This window comes from Aquipuribacter aurantiacus, from assembly GCF_051216895.1.
GTDB lineage: Bacteria > Actinomycetota > Actinomycetes > Actinomycetales > JBBAYJ01 > Aquipuribacter.
Genome location: NZ_JBPKAO010000003.1, coordinates 250,955 through 272,913, shown reverse-complemented (window position 1 = coordinate 272,913; position 21,959 = coordinate 250,955). Strand labels below are relative to the sequence as shown.

At 74.4% G+C, this 21,959-nt stretch carries 23 protein-coding genes; 9 read left to right on the top strand and 14 right to left on the bottom strand.

The features are described from left to right. Nucleotides 1-34 precede the first annotated feature (34 nt). Nucleotides 35-760, top strand: coding sequence for an SGNH/GDSL hydrolase family protein (locus ACR80Q_RS06200; protein ID WP_435376706.1), 726 nt, complete (start codon nt 35-37; stop codon nt 758-760). A 32-nt stretch (nt 761-792) separates the two neighbouring features. On the opposite strand, the gene lgt is transcribed toward ACR80Q_RS06200, so the two are convergent. The 6 genes from lgt to ACR80Q_RS06170 all read right to left on the bottom strand — a co-directional run bounded on the left by lgt (nt 793) and on the right by ACR80Q_RS06170 (nt 4,946). Next, nucleotides 793-1,803: a prolipoprotein diacylglyceryl transferase gene (gene lgt / locus ACR80Q_RS06195; RefSeq protein WP_435376705.1), complete on the bottom strand. Its 1,011-nt coding sequence runs from the start codon at nt 1,801-1,803 to the stop codon at nt 793-795. Next, nucleotides 1,800-2,252, bottom strand: coding sequence for a hypothetical protein (locus tag ACR80Q_RS06190; protein WP_435376704.1), 453 nt, complete (start codon nt 2,250-2,252; stop codon nt 1,800-1,802). Before ACR80Q_RS06190 ends, lgt begins: the two co-directional genes overlap by 4 nt. Beyond that, nucleotides 2,249-2,785 (bottom strand): hypothetical protein, encoded by a 537-nt coding sequence (locus tag ACR80Q_RS06185; RefSeq protein WP_435376703.1) that lies wholly within the window; start codon nt 2,783-2,785, stop codon nt 2,249-2,251. Before ACR80Q_RS06185 ends, ACR80Q_RS06190 begins: the two co-directional genes overlap by 4 nt. Before the next feature lie 56 nt (nt 2,786-2,841). Beyond that, on the bottom strand, nt 2,842-3,747 hold the full coding sequence (locus ACR80Q_RS06180) for a F510_1955 family glycosylhydrolase (protein WP_435376702.1): 906 nt from the start codon (nt 3,745-3,747) through the stop codon (nt 2,842-2,844). Further along, nucleotides 3,744-4,406 (bottom strand): DUF305 domain-containing protein, encoded by a 663-nt coding sequence (locus tag ACR80Q_RS06175; RefSeq protein WP_435376701.1) that lies wholly within the window; start codon nt 4,404-4,406, stop codon nt 3,744-3,746. Before ACR80Q_RS06175 ends, ACR80Q_RS06180 begins: the two co-directional genes overlap by 4 nt. 66 nt (nt 4,407-4,472) lie before the next feature. Continuing rightward, nucleotides 4,473-4,946: a hypothetical protein gene (locus ACR80Q_RS06170; RefSeq protein ID WP_435376700.1), complete on the bottom strand. Its 474-nt coding sequence runs from the start codon at nt 4,944-4,946 to the stop codon at nt 4,473-4,475. 186 nt (nt 4,947-5,132) lie between these two features. Between ACR80Q_RS06170 and ACR80Q_RS06165 the strand changes: the two genes are divergently transcribed. Next, nucleotides 5,133-6,494: a YibE/F family protein gene (locus ACR80Q_RS06165; protein ID WP_435376699.1), complete on the top strand. Its 1,362-nt coding sequence runs from the start codon at nt 5,133-5,135 to the stop codon at nt 6,492-6,494. A 78-nt stretch (nt 6,495-6,572) separates the two neighbouring features. Here ACR80Q_RS06165 and ACR80Q_RS06160 read toward each other — a convergent pair whose 3' ends face one another. Then, nucleotides 6,573-7,751, bottom strand: a complete 1,179-nt coding sequence (locus tag ACR80Q_RS06160; protein ID WP_435376698.1) for an ROK family glucokinase — start codon at nt 7,749-7,751, stop codon at nt 6,573-6,575. Between the two features lie 33 nt (nt 7,752-7,784). On the opposite strand from ACR80Q_RS06160, the gene ACR80Q_RS06155 reads away from it, so the two are divergent. Both ACR80Q_RS06155 and ACR80Q_RS06150 read left to right on the top strand, forming a co-directional pair. Beyond that, nucleotides 7,785-8,345: a dihydrofolate reductase family protein gene (locus ACR80Q_RS06155; protein WP_435376697.1), complete on the top strand. Its 561-nt coding sequence runs from the start codon at nt 7,785-7,787 to the stop codon at nt 8,343-8,345. Nucleotides 8,346-8,382: 37 nt separating this feature from the next. Further along, nucleotides 8,383-9,249, top strand: coding sequence for an aldo/keto reductase (locus ACR80Q_RS06150; RefSeq protein ID WP_435376696.1), 867 nt, complete (start codon nt 8,383-8,385; stop codon nt 9,247-9,249). A 3-nt stretch (nt 9,250-9,252) separates the two neighbouring features. On the opposite strand, the gene ACR80Q_RS06145 is transcribed toward ACR80Q_RS06150, so the two are convergent. The 6 genes from ACR80Q_RS06145 to ACR80Q_RS06120 form a co-directional block, all read right to left on the bottom strand. Continuing rightward, on the bottom strand, nt 9,253-10,266 hold the full coding sequence (locus tag ACR80Q_RS06145) for a zinc metalloprotease (protein WP_435376695.1): 1,014 nt from the start codon (nt 10,264-10,266) through the stop codon (nt 9,253-9,255). A 97-nt stretch (nt 10,267-10,363) separates the two neighbouring features. Beyond that, on the bottom strand, nt 10,364-11,719 hold the full coding sequence (locus ACR80Q_RS06140; RefSeq protein ID WP_435376694.1) for a trypsin-like peptidase domain-containing protein: 1,356 nt from the start codon (nt 11,717-11,719) through the stop codon (nt 10,364-10,366). Between the two features lie 55 nt (nt 11,720-11,774). Next, complete coding sequence (locus ACR80Q_RS06135; protein WP_435376693.1) at nt 11,775-14,651, bottom strand: hybrid sensor histidine kinase/response regulator; 2,877 nt, start codon at nt 14,649-14,651, stop codon at nt 11,775-11,777. Further along, a complete protein-coding gene (locus tag ACR80Q_RS06130) occupies nt 14,648-15,037 on the bottom strand; it encodes a response regulator (protein WP_435376692.1) in 390 nt (129 codons plus the stop codon). Before ACR80Q_RS06130 ends, ACR80Q_RS06135 begins: the two co-directional genes overlap by 4 nt. Before the next feature lie 157 nt (nt 15,038-15,194). After that, complete coding sequence (locus ACR80Q_RS06125) at nt 15,195-15,560, bottom strand: hypothetical protein (RefSeq protein WP_435376691.1); 366 nt, start codon at nt 15,558-15,560, stop codon at nt 15,195-15,197. Between the two features lie 64 nt (nt 15,561-15,624). Beyond that, nucleotides 15,625-16,833: a trans-sulfuration enzyme family protein gene (locus tag ACR80Q_RS06120; protein WP_435376690.1), complete on the bottom strand. Its 1,209-nt coding sequence runs from the start codon at nt 16,831-16,833 to the stop codon at nt 15,625-15,627. A 73-nt stretch (nt 16,834-16,906) separates the two neighbouring features. Between ACR80Q_RS06120 and ACR80Q_RS06115 the strand changes: the two genes are divergently transcribed. After that, complete coding sequence (locus tag ACR80Q_RS06115) at nt 16,907-17,449, top strand: Lrp/AsnC family transcriptional regulator (RefSeq protein WP_435376689.1); 543 nt, start codon at nt 16,907-16,909, stop codon at nt 17,447-17,449. Here ACR80Q_RS06115 and ACR80Q_RS06110 read toward each other — a convergent pair. Beyond that, on the bottom strand, nt 17,429-18,613 hold the full coding sequence (locus tag ACR80Q_RS06110; RefSeq protein ID WP_435376805.1) for an APC family permease: 1,185 nt from the start codon (nt 18,611-18,613) through the stop codon (nt 17,429-17,431). The genes ACR80Q_RS06115 and ACR80Q_RS06110 overlap by 21 nt on opposite strands. 163 nt (nt 18,614-18,776) lie before the next feature. Between ACR80Q_RS06110 and ACR80Q_RS06105 the strand changes: the two genes are divergently transcribed. The 4 genes from ACR80Q_RS06105 to speB are packed head-to-tail and all read left to right on the top strand — an operon-like array spanning nt 18,777 to nt 21,803. Beyond that, a complete protein-coding gene (locus tag ACR80Q_RS06105) occupies nt 18,777-19,136 on the top strand; it encodes a GntR family transcriptional regulator (protein ID WP_435376688.1) in 360 nt (119 codons plus the stop codon). After that, the gene (locus ACR80Q_RS06100; protein WP_435376687.1) at nt 19,133-20,083 is read left to right on the top strand and encodes an ATP-binding cassette domain-containing protein; all 951 of its coding nucleotides are present in this window, start codon (nt 19,133-19,135) and stop codon (nt 20,081-20,083) included. The genes ACR80Q_RS06105 and ACR80Q_RS06100 overlap by 4 nt, the downstream gene beginning before the upstream one ends. Next, a complete protein-coding gene (locus tag ACR80Q_RS06095) occupies nt 20,080-20,757 on the top strand; it encodes a hypothetical protein (protein ID WP_435376686.1) in 678 nt (225 codons plus the stop codon). The genes ACR80Q_RS06100 and ACR80Q_RS06095 overlap by 4 nt, the downstream gene beginning before the upstream one ends. A gap of 26 nt (nt 20,758-20,783) precedes the next feature. Further along, nucleotides 20,784-21,803: an agmatinase gene (gene speB / locus ACR80Q_RS06090; protein ID WP_435376685.1), complete on the top strand. Its 1,020-nt coding sequence runs from the start codon at nt 20,784-20,786 to the stop codon at nt 21,801-21,803. Nucleotides 21,804-21,959: the final 156 nt, after the last annotated feature.

Below are 21,959 nucleotides of genomic sequence, written 5' to 3'. Positions count from 1 at the left end.
GTGGGCGGGCAGCAGGTCCCGTGGCGGGAGGTGGGTGCGGCAGCACCCCCTGCCCGCGGGGCTGGCGGGGCTGGCCTCCGTGGCCCTCGCGGTGTGGTCGGTCCGGCTGGTGCAGGTGCAGAGGAGCGTCGCCCGGGCCAGCAGGTACTGGTCGCAGCCCCGGGGGGACAGCGGTGGCCTGGTCTACGTCGCCCTGGGCGACTCCGCGGCTCAGGGTGTCGGTGCCACCTCCCCCGAGAACGGGTACGTCGGGCGGCTGGCCGAGCAGCTCCGCCGGGCCACCGGGGAGCCGGTCCTGGTCGTCAACCTCAGCTCGTCCGGGGCGAAGGTCGCGGACGTCGTGGACCAGCAGCTGCCGCAGGTGCGAGCCCTGGACGCGGACCTCGTGACGGTGGCCGTCGGCGGCAACGACGTCATCGGCTACCAGCGTGCCCGGTTCGAGGCCGACGTGGCCCGCCTCGTCGCGGGTCTGCCCGCGGGCACGTTCGTCGCCGACGTGCCGTACTTCATGCACGGGCACCGGGAGACGGACTCCGCCCAGGCGGCCGGCATCGTGCGCACCGCCGCCCAGGACGCGGGCCTGGTGGTCGTGCCCCTCAACGAGGAGCTCCGCGGCGAGGGGTGGTCCGCGATGCTGACCCAGACCGCGGCCGACGCGTTCCACCCCAACGACCGCGGCCACGCCGTCTGGGCCCGGACGTTCTGGCGCACCATGAGCGAGTCGGGTCGACCGCGTCGGCAGGCGTCGGGCGACGAGTGACCCCCGACCGACGGTCCACGGTCCGTCGGCCGTCAGCCCGGCGGCGGGTGCGGCCCCGGCCCCGGCTGCTCGTCGAGCGCGTGAGGTCCCGTCCTGACGTTCGTCCCGTCGGCCGGCCGGACGGCCTTCGCCGGGGGGAGGCCCAGCCCGTCGGGGCTGGGGTGGGCCGACGCCCGACGCGGCTCGACGTCGGTCTCCCGGCCCGGTCGCCGGTGGTTGCTGACCACGATGTACGCCACGGCCAGGACGACGACGAGAAGGGCGGTGAGCTGGTTGACCCGCATCCCGAGGACGAGGTTGGCCTCGTCGGTGCGCAACAGCTCCAGCAGGGCCCGGGCCGTGCCGTACATGGCCAGGTAGAGCGCGAACGCCCGGCCGTGGCCGAGCCGGAAACGGCGGTCGGCCCAGATCACGACCGCTGCCGTGAGCAGGCTCCACAGCGACTCGTAGAGGAACGTCGGGTGGAAGGTCTCCGCGTCGGGGTGGGCGCTCGGGCGGTTCTCGGGGTCGATGCGCAGCCCCCACGGCAGGGTGGTGGGGGTGCCGTAGATCTCCTGGTTGACGTAGTTGCCCCAGCGGCCGAAGGCCTGGCCGACGGCGATGCCGGGGGCGAGGGCGTCGGCGAAGGCGGGCAGGGGGATGCCGCGGCGGCGACAGGCGTACCAGGCGGCGAGGCCGCCACCGATGAGCCCGCCGAAGATGGCGAGGCCGCCCTCCCAGACGCGGAGGACGTCCCAGGGGTCACGGCCGGGGCCGACGTAGTCCTGCAGCCGGGACAGCACGTGGTAGGCGCGGGCGCCGACGATGCCGCCCGGCACGGCCCACACCAGGACGTCGACGACGGTGCCGGGCTGACCGCCCCGGGCGACCCAGCGTCGGTTCGCGAGCCAGCCGCCGACCACGATGCCCATGAGGATGAGCAGCGCGTAGGCCCGGATCGGGAGGACCCACAGGTACCAGGTCCCCTGGGAGGGGCTGGGGATCCCGGGGGTGGCGGCCGCGAGCAGCTGGGGCAGGTCGACCAGGGCGGGCAGGACGGTCATCGGGTCCCTCCGGGTGCGGGTTGCCGGGCCGGGGCGGGGGTCAGCCAGCGGCGCAGCTGCCAGCTGTAGGCCAGGACCGCGAGGACGGCCAGCGCCAGCCAGGTGCGGTCCCCGCCGGGGACGTGGTGGCTGCTGATGTGGCCGAGGAACACGTCCATCCACCGCTCGTGCGCGGCCCCGGCCCGGAACAGCAGGTCCGGGGCCATGGCCACCACGTGGAACCCGAGCACGGTCAGCAGCTGGGCCGGGGCGGGGCGGCCGCGCCACCGCAGGTGCACCGCGTGCCACACCACGGTGATGATCACCGCGACGAGGAAGTGCGTGGACCAGTGGAACGCCGCGTCGTGGCCGGTGTAGGTCCGGTACAGGACCACCTCGGCCACCACGAGGACCGCGGCTTGCACGGCCAGGGTCAGCGGCCGCAGGGCCGGTGGGAGGTCGGCGGTCACGGGGCGGACCCGAGGATGGTGGTGACCTCGAAGGCGTTGTCCGGCCAGGACGGGTCCAGGGTGGAGTACCGGACCACCCCGGCGGGGTCGACCACCGCGTAGCCGATGCCCGGGCCGCCGTCGACGGGCTCGGGGAGCCGGACCGCCGCGGCGAGCAGCTCGTCCGGGTCCTCGACCACGCTCACGAGGCCGGGCCGGCCGCCTGCGGGAGGCCTGGTGGTGGCGTCCCCGTCCTGCTCGGCTGTCGCGCGGGGGTGGCCCTGGACCACGACGGTCACCTGCGCGGCGGCCGGTATCGAGTGGCGCCAGGAGTCGAGCAGGTCGGCGTCGGGGGGCGCCCGGACGAACAGCAGGACGTTCGGGACGTCGCGCAGGTGCACCCCCGCCACGAGAGGGTCCACCCTCGGGCCGTCGAGGACGAGCCCGTCCCGTTGCGACGCGGCGTCCGGCTGGTCCAACGGTCCGGGGCCACGTGAACCGAGCAGCACGGCCCCCACCAGCAGCAGGCACACCACGACGCCGGCGAGCAGCACCCCGGTTCCGGCGGGCGGTCGCAGCCTGCGGCCGGCCGGACGTGCACCCGGATGCGTCACGATCCGCCGCCGGTGCTGAGGAGGGCGAGCCGGTCCCAGGTCCGTCCCTCGTCGTCGGAACGAAGGACCTCCTGCTCGGTGGCCGCGAGGTAGCTGCCCTCCTGGGTGACCGCGAAGGCGGCCGGCGCGGCGGGCAGGACGCCGGCTCGGCCCCAGGACTTCTCGACCAGCTGCCAGACGGTGCCGTCGACGCCCACCCCGGCCAGCCCGGTCGTGCTCCCGGTGATGGTCTCGACCTGGGACAGCAGGACCGGCGGTTGCGGGGAGAACGGGGCGAAAGAGATGCCGCGATCGGTGCTCGCGAGCAGGCCCTCGACGGTGGTGGCGAGCAGCGTTGTCCCGTCGGGGGCGACGCCGAGGTCGGAGACGGCCTCGAACGACTCACCGTGCTGCCAGGTGAGCCCGCCGTCCCCGCTGGACAGGACGGCGCCGCTCACGCTGTCCCAGCCGAACACGTCCGCGCTGCCGGACCTGCCCACGGTGAGGGCGTGGAGGTCCGCCTCACCCAGCAGCGACACCGACGTCCACGTCTGCCCGGCGTCGGTGCTCTCGATCAGACCGAGGTGAGCCGGGAGGTCCTCCCGCAGGTCGGGGTGCCCGCTGCCCAGCAGCCGGTCCCCGTCGACGGCGAACCCCATCGTGTCCTGCCACCGGTCGGCGACCCTCACCGGCGGCTCGCCGTCGACCAGCCGGAACAGGCCGGTGTGGGCGGCCGCCAGGACGTCACCCGACGTCGGGTCGACGCCGAGGCCGTGGACATGACCCATCCCGGGGTCGGTGGACCCGGCTGCCGGGTCGGCGCGCTCCTGTCCGCCGGCACAACCGGCGAGCAGGAGGGCGACCGAACCCAGCAGGGACGGGACCAGCGCACGCGATGCGTGCGACACCCGTCCGCGCTTCATGACGCGTCGAGCAGGTCCTGCATCCGGGTGATCTCGGACTCCTGGGCCTCGATGATGTCCTCGGCGAGGGCCCGGGCGTCCGGGTTCTCACCGTCGTCGAGCAGCGTGTCGGCCATCTCCACGGCACCCTCGTGGTGCTCGATCATCATCGCCAGGAACATCTGGTCGAACTCGGCCCCCTCGGCGGCGGAGAGGTCGGCCATCTGCTGCGGCGTCATCATCCCGGACATGCCCTCCATGCCCATGCCCTCCATCTCGTCGGCGTCCATGCTGCTGTGGTCCATGCCCTCCATCTCGTCCACGGGCATCTCGGACGACCCGCCCATGGGGCCGTCAGCGCCCCAGGCGTCCAGGAAGGCGGTCATGGTCTGGATCTCGGGCTCCTGGGCGGCGGAGATCTCGCCGGCCAGCTCGAGGACGTCCGGGTCGTCGGTGCGGTCCGCGGCGAGCGCGGACATCATCACCGCCTGCCGGTGGTGGGGGATCATGCCCTGGGCGAAGGTGATGTCCGCCTCGTTGTGGGCCTCGGCCACCTCAGCGGCCGCAGTCGGGACGTCCTCGGCGGAGGTCGACGTGGTGTCGTCCCCGCAGGCAGCGAGGACGAGGGTCAGGGTCACGGCAGCCGTGAGGGCTGCCGCGCCGCGTCGCGGCGTGGTCATGGTGGTTCTCCTGTCGTCAGGAACGGGTGTGCGGACGGGGCGTGCCGGCGTGGTCGCCGGGCCCGGTCACACCCGGATGACGCAGAGGGCGACGCGTGGCGGTGACCACCACGCCGCCGAGGGACCGATCAAGCCGATCGAGCCCGAGGCCGGCGTCCGCAGGTCCTCACCGGCCGTGCGTCGGCGCAGGAGCAGCAGGGCGAGCCCGGCCAGCCCGACGCCGACCAGGGCCACGACGCAGCCCGCGACGAGGTCGTGGTGCTCTGCGGGCTCCGGTCGACCAGGTGCCAGGGTCAGGACGGCGCCCGTGGCCCCCGGGTGGGCCGCCGCGACCCCCGAGGGAGCAGGCCCTCCCGCGGTGGCGTCCGTGTGGCTGAGGACGTCGGTGGCGAGGCCGTGCTGCTGCCCGAGGTGGGTGTGCGCCGAGGCGGACACCGCGAGGAACCCGTGCATCGTGAAGAAGCCCGCCGCGAACACGAGCAGGACGAGCAGACGACCCCACCGGGTCACCGTCCCGCCCCGGGGCTCACACAGCTGCACCACCCCAGGGTACGGCTCGCCGCCGGCCCGGGACCGCACGGGCAGGCCCGGTCGTGGGTCGACATCACGGTGGCCCGGCCCTGGTTCCCGGGGACGGCGCGGGACACTACCTGCCGTGACGCACCCGCCGACCGGCCCAGCCGACCGCTCGACACCCCTGAGGCGCCGCCGTCGAGGCGGCCCACGATGAGCGGACGCCACGGCGCCGAAGCCGTCGACGGTGGCGTCGAGAGCCGGCGGCCCCTGGTCGTCATGCTGCTCGTCCTCCTGCCGTTCCTGCTGGCGTCCGCCGTCGGGCTCGTCGTGGTCTGGCCGTCGCAGGACGCGGCGCCCCGGGGCACGGGTGCGCCGGAGGCCGGGTTCGTCGACATGTCGCAGAACGAGCAGCTCCCGGGTGAGGTGCTGTCGACCTCGGGCGAGATCTGCGAGGGGGCGCCCACCGACCTGCTGGCGGACGGGTCGATCCCCCAGTCGAACCTCTGCGCGGGGGCGGACGTCCGCATCCTGTCCGGGCCCGAGCAGGGCGAGGTGGTGCGGGTCCCGCTGCCGCCGCAGGTCTTCCAGTCCGGCATCGCGGAGGGGCAGCGGGTGGTGCTGGGGCGCAACGCCGTGGTGGTGGTGGAGACGACGGTGGTCGAGGCCGACCCGGGCGAGGTCGTGTACTCGTGGGTGGACTTCGACCGTTCCCGCGCGCTGCTGGTGCTCGTCGGGACGTTCGTCCTGTTCGTGGTCGCCATCGGGCGCAAGCAGGGTGCGGCGGCCATCGGCGGTCTGGCCCTGACCTACCTGGCGCTGGCCTACGTCGTGATCCCCGCCCTGCGGCAGGGCGAGAACCCGGTGCTGGTCGCCGTCTGCGTGTCGATCCCGCTGATGACCGCCGTGCTGTACCTGGCCCACGGGTTCTCCACCCGCACCACGGCCGCGTTGCTGGGCACCGTGTTCGGCCTGCTGGCGACCACGGGGCTGGCGGTGTGGGTGTCCTCGGCGGCGAGCCTGACGGGCCTGACCGACGAGGACGCCTACGTCCTGAGCACCATGACCACCGGGGCCGACCTCCGCGGCATCGTGCTCTGCGGTCTGGTGGTGGCCGGGCTCGGCATCCTCAACGACGTCACCATCACCCAGGTCTCCTCCGTCTGGGAGATCAAGACCCTGGCCCCGGGGGCCCGCTTCGCCGAGCTGTTCCGCAGCGGCATGCGGGTCGGGCGGGACCACCTGGCCTCGACCGTCTACACCATCGCGTTCGCCTACGCCGGGGCCGCCCTGCCGACCATGCTGCTGCTGGGGATGTTCGACCAGCCGTTGGAGCAGGTGCTCACCTCAGGAGCGATCGCGGAGGAGATCGCCCGCACCGCCGTCGGGTCCATCGGCATGATCCTCGCCATCCCCGTCACCACCGCCATCGCCGCGGCCGCTGTGGTCGCCGGTCGGGGGGTGGTCATGAGGTCGGGGCAGGGCTCGCCCGAGGGGCCGAGCCGCGGGGACGCCGCAGCGCGTGACGGGGGTCGAGCCCCCACGACCGGCTCGGTTCCGAGTTCGGCCCTGTAGGGCTCCTCCCACCCGGCCTCGCTGCGGGGTACCCGCCGGTACGGAGGGTCTCCGTGTGCCCGCGGCCGCGTGCGGGGCTCAGCCGCTGCGTCCAGCACGGCGTGCGTCTGCGGCGCCGCGTGCCTGCTCCCGCCGGTAGCGGGCCCGGGCGAGCCTGCGGGCGAACGGGCGGGCCAGGTCGGCCGCGCCCACCACGCCCGCGTCGTTGCCGAGGCTGGCCGCCACGACCTCCGCCTCGGGCCGGAACCCCCGGCCGGTCAGCGAGGCGCGGAAGGCGCGCCTCGTCGGTGCGAGCAGCAGGTCACCGGCCTCGGACACGCCGCCGCCGATGACGACGCGACCAGGGTCGTAGGCCGCGACGAGGTTCGCGACGCCGACGCCCAGCCACTGGCCGACCTCGGCGAACAGCTCGGCCGCGGCCGGGTCGCCGGAGCCGGCGACCTCGCTCACCAGCGGTCCGGTGATGCGGCTGGGGTCGCCGTCGGCGGCCTGCAGCAGCGCGTGGGCCATGGGGGAGCCGCTGGCCGCGAGCGACCGGGCCTCGCGCACGAGCGCGTTGCCGCTCGCGTACTGCTCCCAGCAACCCCGGTTGCCGCACTCGCACCGGTGGCCCCCGGGGACGACCTGCATGTGCCCGAACTCGCCGGCGAGGCCGAACCTGCCCCGCTGCAGCAGGCCCCCGACGACCACGGCCCCGCCGATGCCCGTGCCGAGGTTGACGACCAGCAGCTGGTCCTCGCCCCGGCCCGCGCCGAAGCGCCACTCGCCCCAGGCGGAGGCGTTGGCGTCGTTCTCCACCACGACGGGCAGGCGCAGCCGTCGGTACAGGGCGTCGCGCAGCGGCTCCCGCCGCCACGACAGGTGCGGGGCGAACAGGACGGTGCGCCGGTCCGCGGCCACGAAGCCTGCGGCGGCGATGCCGACCGCGTGGACCCGGTTGCGCCCGGCGAGCTCGTCGACCGCGTCGAGGATCGTGTCCTCCACGACGGAGGGCGCCGTGCTCAGGCCGGGGGTGCGCCGGCGGGTGCGGTCGACGACCACGCCGTCGGCCGTCACGCACCCGGCCGCGATCTTCGTGCCACCGATGTCGACGCCGACGGTGAGGAGCTCGGCGGTCAGGCCCGTCAGGCCGCGGCGCTCGACCGGACGGCCGCGCCTCGCTGCTCCCTCGGCCACCCGCAGGAACCTATCGCGGACCGTGTCCGCCGTCCGGGCCGGGGCGGGGGCGTTGTTCCCGGTCGCCCACCCCGTCACCATGTGGACACGTCGACCGCGATCGGAGGGCCTCCTGTGGGACGTCTCGTCTACGCCGGCATCGGGTCCCTGGACGGGTTCGTCGCGGACGACCGGGGCGACTTCGACTGGAGCGCCCCCGACGACGAGGTCCACGCCTACCTGAACGAACGGGACCGGGCCGTCTCGGCCGAGCTCTACGGCCGGCGCCTGTACGAGGTGATGAAGGTCTGGGAGACCTACGGGACCTCGCCGGAGGTCACCGATGTCGAGGCGCAGTACGGCGTGCAGTGGCGCGGTCGCCCCAAGGAGGTGTTCTCCCGGAGCCTGCCCGCCGTGGAGACGTCGCGGACCACGCTGCACCGGGACTTCGACCCCGCCTGGGTGCGGCGCTACGTGGCCGAGGCCGACGGCGACGTCAGCATCGGCGGACCGGATCTCGCGGCGCAGGCGCTGCGGGCGGGTCTCGTGGACGTGCTCGAGTACTACGTCAACCCGGTCGTGGTCGGCGGTGGCACGCCGTGGCTGCCGCCCGGGCTGCGGCTGGGCCTGCGCCTGGTCGAGCAGCACCGCTTCGACCACGGAGTCGTGCACCTGGTCTACGAGCCGGTGCGCTGAAGGCGCCCTGCCGCCCCCGTGGTGGTAGACCAGCGGTATGGAGACCCGACGGCTCGGCCGCCTCGACCACCAGAGCTCGGTGCTGGTCTACGGTGCCGCCGCGCTCAGCGACGTCAGCCAGGACGTCGCCGACCGGGCCGTGCAGCAGCTGCTGGACGCCGGCATCAACCACGTCGACGTGGCCGCGGACTACGGCGACGCCGAGCTGCGCCTCGGCGCGTGCATGGCCGAGCTGCGCCCGAAGGTGTTCCTGGCGACCAAGACGGGGCTGCGCGACGCGGCCCCCGCCCGCCGTCAGATCGAGGCGTCGCTGGAGCGGCTGCGGACCGACCGGGTCGACCTGCTGCAGCTGCACGCCGTCGGCGACGTCGCCGAGCTCGACCGCGTCACCCGCCCGGGCGGCGCGCTCGAGGCGGCCGTCCAGGCGCAGGAGGAGGGGCTGGTCGGTGCGGTCGGCATCACCGGGCACGGGCCCGACGCCGCGGCCACGCACCTCCAGGCGCTGCGTCGGTACCCGTTCGCCACCGTCCTGACCCCGCTCAACGCCCTGCTCTGGCGCGACGCCGCGTTCCGCGACGCGTTCTCGGCCCTGCGCGAGGAGGTGGCCCGGCAGGACGCAGGGCTGATGGTCATCAAGACCGTGGCCCGACGACCCTGGCCGTCGGGGCAGGAGAAGGGCCAGGCGTTCACCACCTGGTACGAGCCGCTGACCGAGGCCGCCGCGGTGCGGGCGGCGGTGTCGTGGGTGCTCGCCCAGGACGGGGTCACCGGCCTCGCTACGCCGGGGGACGTGCGGCTGCTGGCCGACGTCGTCGCCGCCGAGCGGGACCGGCTGGGCGGTGACGACGCCGAGGCGGCGCTGGCCGACGTCACCGGGTACGCCTCGCCCTTCGAAGCCGCCTGAGGCCTAGCCCGACCAGCCGGACAGCAGGTCCATGACCCGTTGGCCGTACGGCGACGACGCGCCGCCGGTGGACTCCGACGCCTGCTCGCGCACCAGCTCGGTCAGCGCCGCCGACGCCTTGCGGCGGGTGTCGTCGTCCACGTCGCCCGTGCTCGGGTACAGCAGCTGCAGCCCGCGCTTGTCGCCCTCGGACAGGTCGATGCCGTTGCCGGTGGGGGCGCAGGCGCTGGGCGACGTCCGGTAGAAGAACGGCTCGAACTGGTAGAGCATCACCGAGTCGGGGTCGAACGGCCCCACGACGACGTCGTCCCCGGTGTTGACCTTGAGGTTGTGGTCGACCTTGGCCCGGGACCAGCGGTTGGGCTGGCCGGCCAGGTAGGTGTAGATGCCGGGGGAGCGGCCCGCGGAGTCCGGCACGAACACGCCGCGCGCGTTCGTCGTCGGCTCGTAGCCCTCGTCGTCCTCCCAGCGGAAGTCGTCCGCGCACGGGCCCCGCAGGTTCTGGTGGGCGTGGTGGAAGGCCAGCGCGTGCAGGAACTCGTGCCGGACCGTGCCCTCCCAGTCGCCCGGCCGGCCGTCGACGTAGCCGCCCAGGTTGAGGCTGCGCATGCCGGGGCCCCCGCCGACGGCGTCGCCGGGACGCCCGAGCGTGGGGTCGTTGCTGTCGGTGCCCACCAGCGAGAAGTAGCCCCCCAGGTCGAAGCTCACGCGGATCTCCGCCGCGTACTCCGTGTCCTGCTCGGTCCAGCGTCTGTAGGCGCCGGTGGCCTCGTCGTGACCGAAGTCCAGGACGAGCCCGCAGGCGTCGGTGATCTGCGCCGTGGCGGCGACGATGTCGGCGTGCAGCGCGGTGTCGCCGTCCAGGAACGCCACCCGGACCGGTCGTGAGGGGTGCCAGCGCGCCAGGTCGGAGACGACGAACTCCAGCGCGGCCGAGCGCTGCGCCGTCCGGCGTCGCCAGGCGTCCCTCACCTCCAGGGACGCGACTACCTCTTCGGGCAGGGACTCGAGCTCCATGGCACACCTCCGTCAAGCAGGTCTGCGCCCCGCGGCGGGGCACGCCCAGCAGGAGTGGGATGCGTCCCCGGCGATACGTACCGGCCGGGTCGGGGGCTCAGGTCGAGGTCGACGTCGAGGTCGGCTGGCCGGCCTCGACCGTGATGCGCAGCCGGACGGGGACCGTCACCTCGACCACCTGCGCGGTCGGGGTGGCCGGGGCCGGTGCCGCTCCTGCTGACTCGACCGACGCCTCGACCACGGCCCCGGACGGGGTGGGGGCGGCGGCCGCCGGCTCCTGCTCGCCCGTCGCCCGTCCTCCGGACACCGGTGTCAGCGGGGCGTCGGCGGCCACGTGCGGCTCGCCCCGCCACTGCCACGTCCGCAGCGCCAGGTCCCGGACCTGGTGCATCTGCGGGGGCAGGTCCGCGTCGCGGACCGCGGCGACGATGCGGGACACCCGGATGCCCTCGTTGGCCACCCAGACGTACTGGGAGCTGTCGGCCGCCCCCAGCGGTCGACCGTCCGCGCCCACCAGCCGGCCCTGGTCGTCGGTGGCCGGGACCGCGCTGTGGTGCAGGGCCACGACCTCCCAGAAGTCGTTGAACACCGGCGACCCGGACGACCCCTTCTCGGTGTCCGCCTCGTAGTGGAAGAACGCGCTCATGCCCTCGCCCTCGGGCAGGTCCACGAGCCGGTTGTTGCGGATCGCGACCTGCTTGACCCGGCCGGACGGGTGCTGGACGACGTTGACCGCCTCACCGATGCGGACCTTGCCCTCCTCCCCGATCAGGGGCAGGACGCTGTAGCCGTCCAGCTGCGCCCCGGTGCGTGACTCGCCCCGCACCGCCACCAGGGCGAAGTCCAGGTCGCGGTGGGCGTAGAAGAACCGCCCGGGGTCCAGGTCGAAGACCTGCGTCTGCTTGCGCTCGCCGACCCGGTTGTCCTCGAAGTCGAGCTCGAGCGTGCTCAGCGCGGCCTCCCCGGCCGTCCGCAGGACGTGCTCGTTGGTGAGCATCAGCCCCGGCGCGACCAGGAACCCGGTGCCGTTGGGCTGGTTGCGGGTGACGACCAGGCCCACGCACCGGGCCGCCAGGAGGCCCATCTCGAAGAACTCCACCGACAGCAGGTCCCGGGTCGCGCCGATCACCCGCTCCACCAGCTCGTTGCTGACGTCCTCGCGGCGCAGCGGCGCGTCCTGGTGCACGGCCGGGTCCACGCCCAGGCGCTCCAGCCGCCCGACGTCACCGGTCGCGTCGCCACCGGGGTCGAGCACGTCCAGCCACCGGCGGTGCCGGTCGACCCAGCGGGCCAACCGTTCCGGGGTGTCGGCGTCGACGTAGTCCCCGACCTGCAGGGCTGCGCGCTTGTGCTCCCGCTCGGTGACGCGGCGCTGCCACCGGGCGCCCGCCTGCTCCAGGCGGGCGCCCTCGTCCCGGTCGTCCCCGACGTGGTCCGTCTGCTCGTCGCTCATCCGCCGACCTCCGCTCGTGTCGCCCCTCAGGAGCAGCCGGAGCGGGATCTCGTACTCAGCGCTGGAGCTCCTCGGCCAGGGCCGCGAGCACCGGGTCGAGCGAGGCGACCTCCTGCTCGGCCCGACGCAGCGTCGGGGCCAGCGCGGTCAGGGTGCCGCCGCGACCGTGCTGCTCCAGCTCGTCGCAGATCGCCCCCAGGCCGTCCGCGCCGATGTTGAGGGCCGCGCCCTTGAGCGAGTGCGACACCGTCTCGACCTCGGCCGCGTCGTCCTGGTCGAGCGCGTCGCGCAGCCGGGCCAGCCCGTGGGGCGCGCGCCGTCGGAACGAGCGCAGCAGCTCGGCGAGCAGGTCGTCGTCCTCGCGCGAGCCCGGCTCGGTCAGCTCGGCGAGGCGGGCGCGCAGCGTGGCCTCGCGGTCGGGTGCACCAGGGCCCGTGGAGCCGTCCGCCCCCGCCGGGTCCTCGGCGCCGCTCGCGTCGGGCTCCGGTGCTCGCCCGCCGGGTCCGCCTCCCGGCGCCTGGACGGCGGCGGGCTCCGGGTCCCGGGTGACGAGCAGCTGCGCGGCCCGCAGCACCGCGAGCAGGTCCGCGCTGCGCACGGGCTTGGGCAGGTAGTCGTCCATCCCCGCCTCGGTGCAGGCCGCGCGGTCCTCCATCATGGCGTTCGCGGTGACCGCCACGACGTACGGCTGGTGCTCCGCGGGCAGCTCGTCGCGGATCCGGCGGGTGGCCTCCAGGCCGTCCAGGCGGGGCATCTGCATGTCCATCAGGACGACGTCGTAGCGCTCCCGCGTGACGGCCCGCACCGCCGTCAGCCCGTCGGCGACGATGTCGACCGCGTACCCCAGCCGCGCCAGCATGAGCCGGGTCACGCGCTGGTTGGTCGGGTTGTCCTCGGCCAGCAGGATGCGCAGCGTCGAGGGGGACACCGGGCCTGGGGTCTCGCCGTCCCGGCGCCCACCCGTCTCCTCCACGGCGGCGAGGGTGGCGTGGACGGGGGCGAGCACGTCGAGCAGGTGACGGTGCAGCACGGCGGTCCGGGCCGGCTTGGTGAGGACCGCGGTGAACAGGTCCTGCTGGGTCGGCCCCGGCCGCCAGGGCAGGCTGGTGAGCAGGATGGCGGGCAGGTCGCGTCCGGCCGGCAGCGCCCGCAGCCCCACCGCCAGCTGGGCGCCGTCCATCACGGGCATCTGCATGTCGAGCACCGCGACGTCGAACGTGCGCCCGGCCGCGACCAGGGCCAGCGCCTCCTGCGGGGTGCCCACGTCGGTGCAGGCCATGCCCCAGCCGATCAGCTTGAGCCGCAGCACCCGGCGGTTGTTGGCGTTGTCGTCCACGACGAGCGCGGCCCGGTCGGCCAGCAGCACCGCACCGGTGCCCGGGGGGCTCTGCCGGCGGTCGACGCAGCCGTGCAGCACGGCGCGCAGGGTGAACGTCGAGCCGTGCGACACCTCGCTGACCACGCTGATGTCGCCGCCCATCGCCCGGGCGAGGCGGCGGCTGATGGCCAGGCCCAGCCCGGTCCCGCCGTAGCGGCGCGTGGTGGAGCTGTCGGCCTGGCTGAACGGCTGGAACAACCGGTTCATGACGTCCTCGGACATGCCGATGCCGGTGTCGCGCACGGCGACCTGCAGCAGCAGGGGCCCGTGCATCCGCTCGGTGGTGGCGGTCGTGGTCGCCGAGATGACGACCTCGCCCTCGTTGGTGAACTTCACGGCGTTGTTGAGCAGGTTGACGAGGACCTGCTTCAGCCGCGTGACGTCGCCACGGACCAGGCGCGGGCAGCCCTCGGCCACGTCGACCACCAGCTCCAGACCCTTCAGGCCGGCGGGGACCGAGACCAGGCGCAACGCGCTCTCCACGCAGTCGCGCAGGTCGAACGGGGAGTCGTCCAGGTCGAGGCGCCCCGACTCGATCTTGGAGAAGTCGAGGATGTCGTTGATGACGACCAGCAGGGCGTCGCTGCTGTCGTGGACGGTCTGGATGTAGTCACGCTGCTCGGCGTCCAGGTCGGTGTCCATCAGCAGCTCCGTCATCCCGATGACGGCGTTCATCGGGGTGCGGATCTCGTGGCTCATGGCCGCCAGGAACGCCGACTTGGCCGTCGTCGCCTGCAGCGCCTGGTCGCGGGCGTTGGCGATCGTCGCGACGGACTGGTTGACGGCGGTGGCCATGAGGGCGATCTCGCGGGGGCCGGACACCAGCGCCGGCTCGCTGAGGTCGCCCTCGTCGATCCGCAGGGCCGCGGCGGTCACCCGCTCCACCGGCACCGTCACCAGGCGCTCCACGGTGTACCCGGCGACGGCGACGAGCAGCGCGCCGGCCAGGACCAGCTGGACGATCAGGGATCGGGTGGCGGCCGCCTCGTCGGACGTGGTGATGATCCGCTCGTCCAGCAGGCGGTGCTCCTCGGCCTGCATCTGGTCCAGCAGGCCCTGGATGCGCAACGTGTCGCGCGTCCCGGTCCCGTCCGAGACCACCTCCTGGGCCGCGGTGGCGCCGTCGGTGCGTCGCAGCTCCGCGGTGTCGCCCAGCATGCGGAGCCGCATCTCCAGCGGTTCCTCCAGCTCCGCCAGCAGGTGCTGCTGACGCGGGTTGTCGGCCGTCATGGCCTCGAGCCGGTCGAGGGTGTCCTGCACGTCGGGCAGGGATCGCTCGTACCGCTGCAGGTACGAGGGCTGCCCCGTGATCAGGTAGCCGCGCTGGGTGGACTCCACCGTGCTCAGCTGCGCCTGGAGGATGCCGAGCTCCTCGACCACCTCGTAGGTCTGCAGGACCGGCTCGTACTGCCGCGACAGGTGCCCCAGCTGGACGAAGGCGATGCCGCCCACCAGCAGCAGACCCACCAGCGCGAGGGCGGAGCCGACGGTCAGCAGGCTGCGGACCCGTAGCGGCAGACCGGGCTCCTCGCCGCGGGCGGGAGGCTCGATCACCAGCTGCCGGCGCCGACGGCCTCGTCCTGCAGGACGGTGTCCACGGCGGACGCGAGCGCCGACAGGACCACGGGCTTGGTCAGGTACCGGGCCCCCAGGGCACGGCCGGCCTCGATGTCGGTCTCGAGCACCCGACCGCTGAGGAAGATCGCAGGCACCCGGTTGAGGGCGGGGTCCTCACGGATGGTGCTGAGCAGCTCCAGGCCGCTCATGCCGGGCATGAGGACGTCCAGCACGACGACGTCGGGGGAGCCCTTCTCGGCGATGACGCCCAGGGCCTCCTCACCGGTCCCTGCGGACACGACGCGGTGGCCGAGGCGGCGCAGCCGCGTCTCGACCAGCGCACGGATGTCGGCGTCGTCGTCCACCACGAGGATCTTGGCCACGGTCGTACCTCCAGCTGCGGTCGCCTGCAGGTGGTCCCGAGGCGTAGCGGTCAGCGGCGCATCACCGGCCGCAGAACTGTCATCGGCCGACAGGGCGGGCGACCTGAGCCGGACGGGCGCACCGGTCACGCACCGGCGTCGCGGGTCCGCGTCCGGCTCAGCGGGGAGAGGCGCGTACCAGCTGTGACGCGGGCAGCCAGGCCTCGACGAGCGTGGCCTCGTCGTCGGCGCCGACGACGTAGGCGACCCGGCCCTGCCACGCGCCCCCCAGCTGGCGCCACTCGACGAGCAGGCCGGGGGCCCGGACGTCGGGGGTGACGCCGTCGACGACCCAGCAGTGCCGCTGGACGGGGGGTGCCGGTGGCGCGGGGGGTGCCGGTGCAGCGGTGGGTGCCGGTGGCGCCGTCCGGGTCGGCGACGGCGCGGTGGGCGGGACCGACGCTCGAGCCGCGGCGGGCCCGGTCGAGGTCCGTCCGGCGGTCCGCTCGGCCAGGCTGGGGGAGCGCTGGGGTCGTCTGTCCATCCCTCCGGCCATGCCGTCCAGGGTCGCACAGTTCGAACAGGTGTTCGACCCCACCGGGAACCGGCTACCGCACGGCGTCCGCGTGCCGGCCCACCGGTCCGCCCGCGGCGGAGCCGGACAGGGCACGGTCCAGGTCGGCGACCAGGTCGTCGGGGTCCTCCAGCCCGATCGACAGCCGCACCAGACCCGCCGACGGGCGCGCGTGCGCGGCGACCGGGCGGTGGGTCAGACCCGCCGGGTGCTGCACCAGCGAGTCCACCCCGCCCAACGACACCGCGTGGGTGAAGAGCATCACCGACGAGGTCAGCCGGGCGGCCTGGGCGTGCCCGCCGCGCAGCTCGGCGGCGACCATGGCGCCGGGGCCCCGCATCTGCCGACCGACCAGCCCGCTGCCGTCCAGGCCGGGGTAGTGCACCCGCACCACGTCCGGGTGCTGTCCCAGCCACGCCGCGACCCGCTGCGCGCCGGCCTGCTGCGCGCGGACCCGGACCGGGAGCGTGGCCAGACCGCGGTGCAGCAGGTAGGCCCCCATCGGGTGCAGGATCCCGCCCGTCACGGCCCGGACCCGACGCAGCCCCTCGGCGCGGGTCTCGTCGCAGGCGACCACCCCGCCCACGACGTCCCCGTGACCGCCCAGGTACTTGGTGGCGCTGTGCAGCACGAGCGCCGCGCCGTGGTCGAGCGGGTTCTGCAGCACCGGGGTGGCGAAGGTGTTGTCCACCATCACCGGGACGTCACCCGCAGCCTCCACCAGCCGGCGGATGTCGACCAGCTCGAGCGTGGGGTTGGCCGGGGTCTCGACCACGACGAGAGCGGTGTCGGGGCGGACCTGCGCGGCGACCTCCTCGGCGCGGCAGTACGTCACCTCGGTGCCCAGCAGCCCGGACGCGAGCAGGTGGTCGGTGCCGCCGTACAAGGGGCGCACCGCGAGGACGTGACGGCGACCGGTGTCGTGGGTGGTGGCCAGGACGGTCGCGGTGAACGCCGCCATCCCGGACGAGAACGCCACGGCGGCCTCGGCGTGCTCCAGGCGGGCCAGCGCCTGCTCGAACCGGGCCACGGTCGGGTTCCACAGCCGGGCGTAGACGTGGCCTCCCGACGTGGGGTGCCCGCCGAGCGCCATCGCCTCGTAGGACTCGCCCCCGGCGAGCAGGTCCGGCAACGGGCTGGTCGAGGACAGGTCCAGCGGCAGCGCGTGCACGCCCAGGCCGTGCAGGTCCTCGCGACCTGCGTGGACGGCGACGGAGTCGGGCTGCAGGTCGTCGGTGAGCATGGCGGTGAGGTTCGCCGAACCAGCAGGTGCGGGCAAGATGTTCTGCGGAACCCGACGGCCGCAGGAGGTACTGGTGAAGGACGTGCAGGACAGGGCCGGACGCGACGACGCCCGGCCGAGGAATCCGCAGGCCCTCGACGGCACCGACCTGGCCGTGCTGGCCGAGCTCGTCGCGGACGGCCGCATCACCAACGCCGCCCTCGCGGCGCGGGTGGGGGTGGCGGAGTCGACGTGCGCCTACCGCGTCCGGGCGCTGCGGGCCGCCGGGGTGATCCGTCAGGTGACCGCCCGGCTGGACCTGGCCTCGCTCGGGTGCCCGCTGCAGGCCGTGGTCAAGGTACGTCTCGGCAGCCACGACCGGGACCAGGTCGGGGACCTGTTCGACCGGCTCGTCACGGTGCCCGGCGTCCTGACGGTCCTGCACATGGCCGGTGAGGACGACTTCCACCTGCACGTCGCCGTCCCGGGTCCGGAGCGGCTGCGCTCGCTGGTGCTGGAGCACGTCACCAGCCACCCCGTCGTGCGCCAGGTCGAGACGCAGCTGGTCTTCGAGGCGCGGGAGGGGCGCGGCGTCCTGCCGCCGGTGGGGCGCCGCTCAGCCGCGCCGGGTGCGTAGCCGCAGCCACCGGTACGCGACCCCGACCGCCAGGACGCCCGCCCCCGCCAGCACGGCGGCCGGGGGCAGCGTCACCACGAGGACGACGCACGCGGCCGCGCCGAGCAGCTGCAGGGCGCGCGGGTAGAGCCGCTCGCCGGCGGGCTGACCCAGCGCGCTGAGGTTGGCCACGAGGTAGTAGACGAGCACCCCGAACGAGGAGAACCCGATGGCGTCGCGCAGGTCGACCGTGAGCACCAGCAGCACCACGACCGCGGCGAGGACCACCTCGGCCCGGTGGGGCACGCGGTGCACCGGGTGGACCCCGGCCAGCCACCGTGGCAGGTCGGCCTCCCGGGCCATCGCGAGCGTGGTGCGGCCGATGCCGGCGACCAGGGCGAGCAGGGCCCCCAGCGCCGCGGCCGTCGCACCCACCCGGACCACCGTCTCCGCCCACGGCCACGGGCCGGCCGCCACGGCGTCGGCCACCGGGGCCGGGCTGCCCGCGACACCGTCCGGGCCCAGGGTCGCCAGCAGGGTGACGGCCACGACGGCGTAGACCGCGGCGGCCCCGCCCAGGGCCAGCAGGATCGCGCGGGGGATGGTACGGGCCGGGTCGCGCACCTCCTCGCCCATGGTGGCGATCCGCGCGTAGCCGGCGAACGCGAAGAACAGCAGGCCCGCGGCCTGCAGCGTGCCGTACCAGCCGCCCGCGACCAGGTCGGCGGCCGCCACGGGCGGCTCGGCCCGCGGTCCGGACCAGGCGGCCACCAGGCTGACCACGAGGCAGGCCACGACGACGGTGACGATGATGCGGGTCAGGCGTGCGGTGCGGGTGATGCCGCGGTAGTTGACGGCGGCCAGCAGGACCACGGCGGCCACCGCGACCGGACGCTCCCAGCCCGGCGGGGCGGCGTAGGCGCCGACCGTGAGGGCCATCGCGGCGCAGCTGGCCGTCTTGCCGATGACGAAGCCCCAGCCGGCCACGAAGCCGGCCCAGGGGCCCAGCCGCTCCCGGCCGTAGAGGTACGTGCCGCCCGAGCTGGGGTAGCGGGCCGCGAGCTGCGCCGAGGAGGTGGCGTTGCAGAGGGCCACCACCGCAGCCAGCCCGAGCGCCGGCAGCAGGCCCGCCCCGGCGGCCTGGGCGGCGGGGGCGAAGGCGGAGAAGAGGCCCGCCCCGATCATCGAGCCCAGCCCGATCACCACCGCGTCGGTGGTGCCCAGACGGCGGGCCAGGGCGGGGGGACCGACGCTCACGCGCGCACCGTACCCGGGCGCCCTTGACACGAGGTGAACACCGGCTCCATGGTTAGTTACATGAGTAATGAACCAGGGAGGAGGATCGGCCGTGGATGACGACCGACCGATCTTCCGCCAGGTGGCCGAGCTGGTGGAGCAGGCCATCGTCGACGGGTCGCTGCCCGAGGACGCCCAGGCGCCCTCGACCAACGAGCTCGCCGCCTTCCACCGCATCAACCCGGCCACCGCGGCCAAGGGGCTCCACCAGCTCCTGGCCGACGGGATCCTGACCAAGAGACGAGGTATCGGCATGTTCGTCGTCCCCGGAGCCCGCGAGAAGGTGCTCCAGCGCCGTCGCGACGAGTTCCTCACCGAGTACGTCCGCCCGATGGTCGCCGAGGCCACGACCCTGGGCATCGACCGCGCCCAGCTGCACCGCATGCTCGACGACGCGGGGAGCCAGTCGTGAGCGCGGTCACCACGGTCGCGGCCGAGCTCGTCGACGTCTCGCGGTCCTTCCGCGGCACCCCGGCGCTGCAGGACGTGCGCACGGCCCTGCCGCAGGACGCGATCACGGGTCTGCTCGGCCGCAACGGTGCCGGCAAGACCACGATCATGCGGCTGCTGACCGGTCACCTCCGGCCGACCTCCGGGCGGGTCCTGCTCGCGGGGGAGGACCCGTGGGAGAACGCACCGGTGCTGGCCCGGACCTGCTTCGTCCGCGAGGGCCAGAAGTACCCGGACGGCATGCGGGTGGCCCAGGTGCTGCGCGCCGCCGCCCTCGTGCTGCCCGGCTGGGACGAGGCCTACGCCCGTGACCTGGCGGCGGACTTCGGGCTGCCCGGCCGGCGCGCGGTGTCGAAGCTGTCCCGCGGCATGCTGTCGGCGGTCGGGGTCGTCGTGGGGCTCGCCTCACGGGCGCCCGTCACGTTCTTCGACGAGCCGTACCTGGGGTTGGACGCCGTGGCGCGACAGCTGTTCTACGACCGGCTGCTGGCCGACTACGCCGAGCACCCCCGCACCGTCGTGCTGTCGACCCACCTGATCGACGAGGTCGCCGACCTGCTCGAGCACGTCGTCGTCGTCGACCGCGGCCGGGTGGTGATCGACGCGAGCGCCGACGACCTGCGCGGCCGCGGCGCCGTGGTCACCGGGCCGGACCGGGCCGTCACCTCGCTGCTGGCCGGGCGACCCGTCCTCGCGACCGAGCGGCTGGGCGGGACCGTCCGGGTCGCCGTGGACTGGTCGCTCCCCCCGTCCGACGTGGCCGAGGCCGAACGCCTCGGGCTGGGCCTGGAGCCGATGTCGCTGCAGCAGCTCGTGGTGCGGACCAGCACGGGTCCGCCTCGCGCCGGTTCTCCCGGTGCCCACGCCGACCTCGGCCGCAGCCACCTCCACGAAGGAGCGGGACGATGACCGCAGTCCTCGACGTCGCCCGCCTGCAGCTGGGCGCCTGGCGCTGGATCGTGTTCGGCTGGGTCATCCTCGCGCTGTCGTTCAGCATCAACTTCGTCATCGCCACGCTGGCCGACACCTCGTTCACCAGCGGCGGGGTGGCGGTCATCCCGGTCTTCGCGCTGATCATGTCCAGCGCTCTCCTCAGCTCGTGGTGGCCGTTCGCGTCGGGACTGAGCGTCACCCGGGCGCGCTTCTACCAGGCCAACCTGCTCGTCGCCCTGGTGGTGGGGGCCGGGACGGGTCTCGCCCTGCTGGCCCTGGCGGCGGTCGAGGGGGCCACCGGTGGCTGGGGGGCGTCGCTGGTCTACTTCGGCGTCTTCACGCCCTGGGTGGCCGGTCCGGCGCAGGAGTGGCTCGTCCTGGTAAGCGTGTTCCTGCTGGCGTGGGCGGACGGGCTGCTGTTCGCCGCCATCCACAAGCGCTGGGGCAGCACCGGGACGGTGATCAGCATCGGGACGGTGGTCGTCGTGCCCGGTGCCGTGGTGGCCCTGGTCACGGTGCTGGACGCGTGGCCGTCGGTCGGGCGCTGGGTCGGGTCCCAGACGGTCACGGGGATGGTCGTCGGGTTCGGGCTGCTCACGGCGGTCATCGTCGGGGCCGGCTGGCTGGTGCTGCGCCGCGCCGCACCCTGATGCCCGGACTTGTCTAGCCTCGCGTCATGACCCAGCCCCGGTTCGGCTCGCAGTTCGGGCCCGACGTCACGTTCCTCGGTGTCCCGACCTGCGACTGGCGCGACCCGCAGACCATGGCCGGCGCGGACGTCGTGGTCCTCGGGGCACCGTTCGACGGCGGCACCTCCCACCGGCCCGGCACCCGGTTCGGCCCCTACGCGATCCGGACGACGGACTACCTGGGCCACGACGGCTCCCGCCCCAGCCTGGCCCTGCGGGTGGACGCGCTGAAGGACCTCGTCGTGCGCGACGCGGGCGACGTCGAGATGCCGCCCGGGGACGTCGAGACGGCGCTGGCGCGGCTGCGTGAGGCCGTGGCGGCCATCGCCTCGACCGGCGCGGTGCCCGTCGTGCTGGGCGGGGACCACTCCATCACCTACGCCACCGGTCGGGGCACGGCCGACGCCCACGGCGACGGCCGGGTGTCGATGCTCCACTTCGACGCGCACGCCGACACCGGCGACATCGAGTTCGGGTCCCTGTGGGGTCACGGCCAGCCGATGCGCCGCCTGATCGAGTCCGGCGCCCTGCGCGGCGACCGGTTCCTGCAGATCGGGCTGCGCGGCTACTGGCCCGGCCCGGAGACCCTGACCTGGATGGCCGAGCAGCGGATGCGGTCGTTCGAGATGACCGAGATCGTGTCGCGCGGCCTCACCGACTGCCTGGACGAGTCGTTCGCCATCGCCACGGACGGCTGCGACGGGGTGTTCCTGTCGGTCGACATCGACGTGGCCGACCCGGGCCACGCCCCGGGCACCGGCACGCCCGAACCGGGCGGCCTCAGCTCCCGGCAGCTGCTGGACGCCGTCCGTCGGATCTGCCGGGAGCTGCCCGTGGTCGGCGTCGACGTCGTCGAGGTCAGCCCGCCGTACGACCACGCGGAGATCACGGCCGCGCTGGGCAACCGGGTCGTGCTCGAGGCGCTGTCGGGGATGGCCCGCCGCCGGCGTGAGCTGGCGGGGGAGACGTTCCCCGACCCGGCGGGTCCGCTGCTCGACGGCCGCTGAGCGCGCGGACAGCCCCGGCGCGGCCCGGGCGGGGGCGTCCGGGTGGCGGAGCCCCCTCGGGAACACACAGCCCCCGACCGTCGGTTACCGTTCTCGTGGGTGTCGGGTCGCGAAAGCCCCGGGCTCCATTTAATGCCGCTACGAGCGGCCACACGC

Excerpts from the sequence above, each read along its gene's own strand:
- lgt (WP_435376705.1), bottom strand. The coding sequence starts at position 1,803 with ATGACCGTCCTGCCCGCCCTGGTCGACCTGCCCCAGCTGCTCGCGGCC.
- ACR80Q_RS06180 (WP_435376702.1), bottom strand. The coding sequence starts at position 3,747 with ATGAAGCGCGGACGGGTGTCGCACGCATCGCGTGCGCTGGTCCCGTCC.
- ACR80Q_RS06175 (WP_435376701.1), bottom strand. The coding sequence starts at position 4,406 with ATGACCACGCCGCGACGCGGCGCGGCAGCCCTCACGGCTGCCGTGACC.
- ACR80Q_RS06165 (WP_435376699.1), top strand. The coding sequence starts at position 5,133 with ATGAGCGGACGCCACGGCGCCGAAGCCGTCGACGGTGGCGTCGAGAGC.
- ACR80Q_RS06160 (WP_435376698.1), bottom strand. The coding sequence starts at position 7,751 with ATGGTGACGGGGTGGGCGACCGGGAACAACGCCCCCGCCCCGGCCCGG.
- ACR80Q_RS06150 (WP_435376696.1), top strand. The coding sequence starts at position 8,383 with ATGGAGACCCGACGGCTCGGCCGCCTCGACCACCAGAGCTCGGTGCTG.
- ACR80Q_RS06145 (WP_435376695.1), bottom strand. The coding sequence starts at position 10,266 with ATGGAGCTCGAGTCCCTGCCCGAAGAGGTAGTCGCGTCCCTGGAGGTG.
- ACR80Q_RS06140 (WP_435376694.1), bottom strand. The coding sequence starts at position 11,719 with ATGAGCGACGAGCAGACGGACCACGTCGGGGACGACCGGGACGAGGGC.
- ACR80Q_RS06125 (WP_435376691.1), bottom strand. The coding sequence starts at position 15,560 with ATGGACAGACGACCCCAGCGCTCCCCCAGCCTGGCCGAGCGGACCGCC.
- ACR80Q_RS06120 (WP_435376690.1), bottom strand. The coding sequence starts at position 16,833 with ATGCTCACCGACGACCTGCAGCCCGACTCCGTCGCCGTCCACGCAGGT.
- ACR80Q_RS06110 (WP_435376805.1), bottom strand. The coding sequence starts at position 18,613 with ATGATCGGGGCGGGCCTCTTCTCCGCCTTCGCCCCCGCCGCCCAGGCC.
- ACR80Q_RS06095 (WP_435376686.1), top strand. The coding sequence starts at position 20,080 with ATGACCGCAGTCCTCGACGTCGCCCGCCTGCAGCTGGGCGCCTGGCGC.
- speB (WP_435376685.1), top strand. The coding sequence starts at position 20,784 with ATGACCCAGCCCCGGTTCGGCTCGCAGTTCGGGCCCGACGTCACGTTC.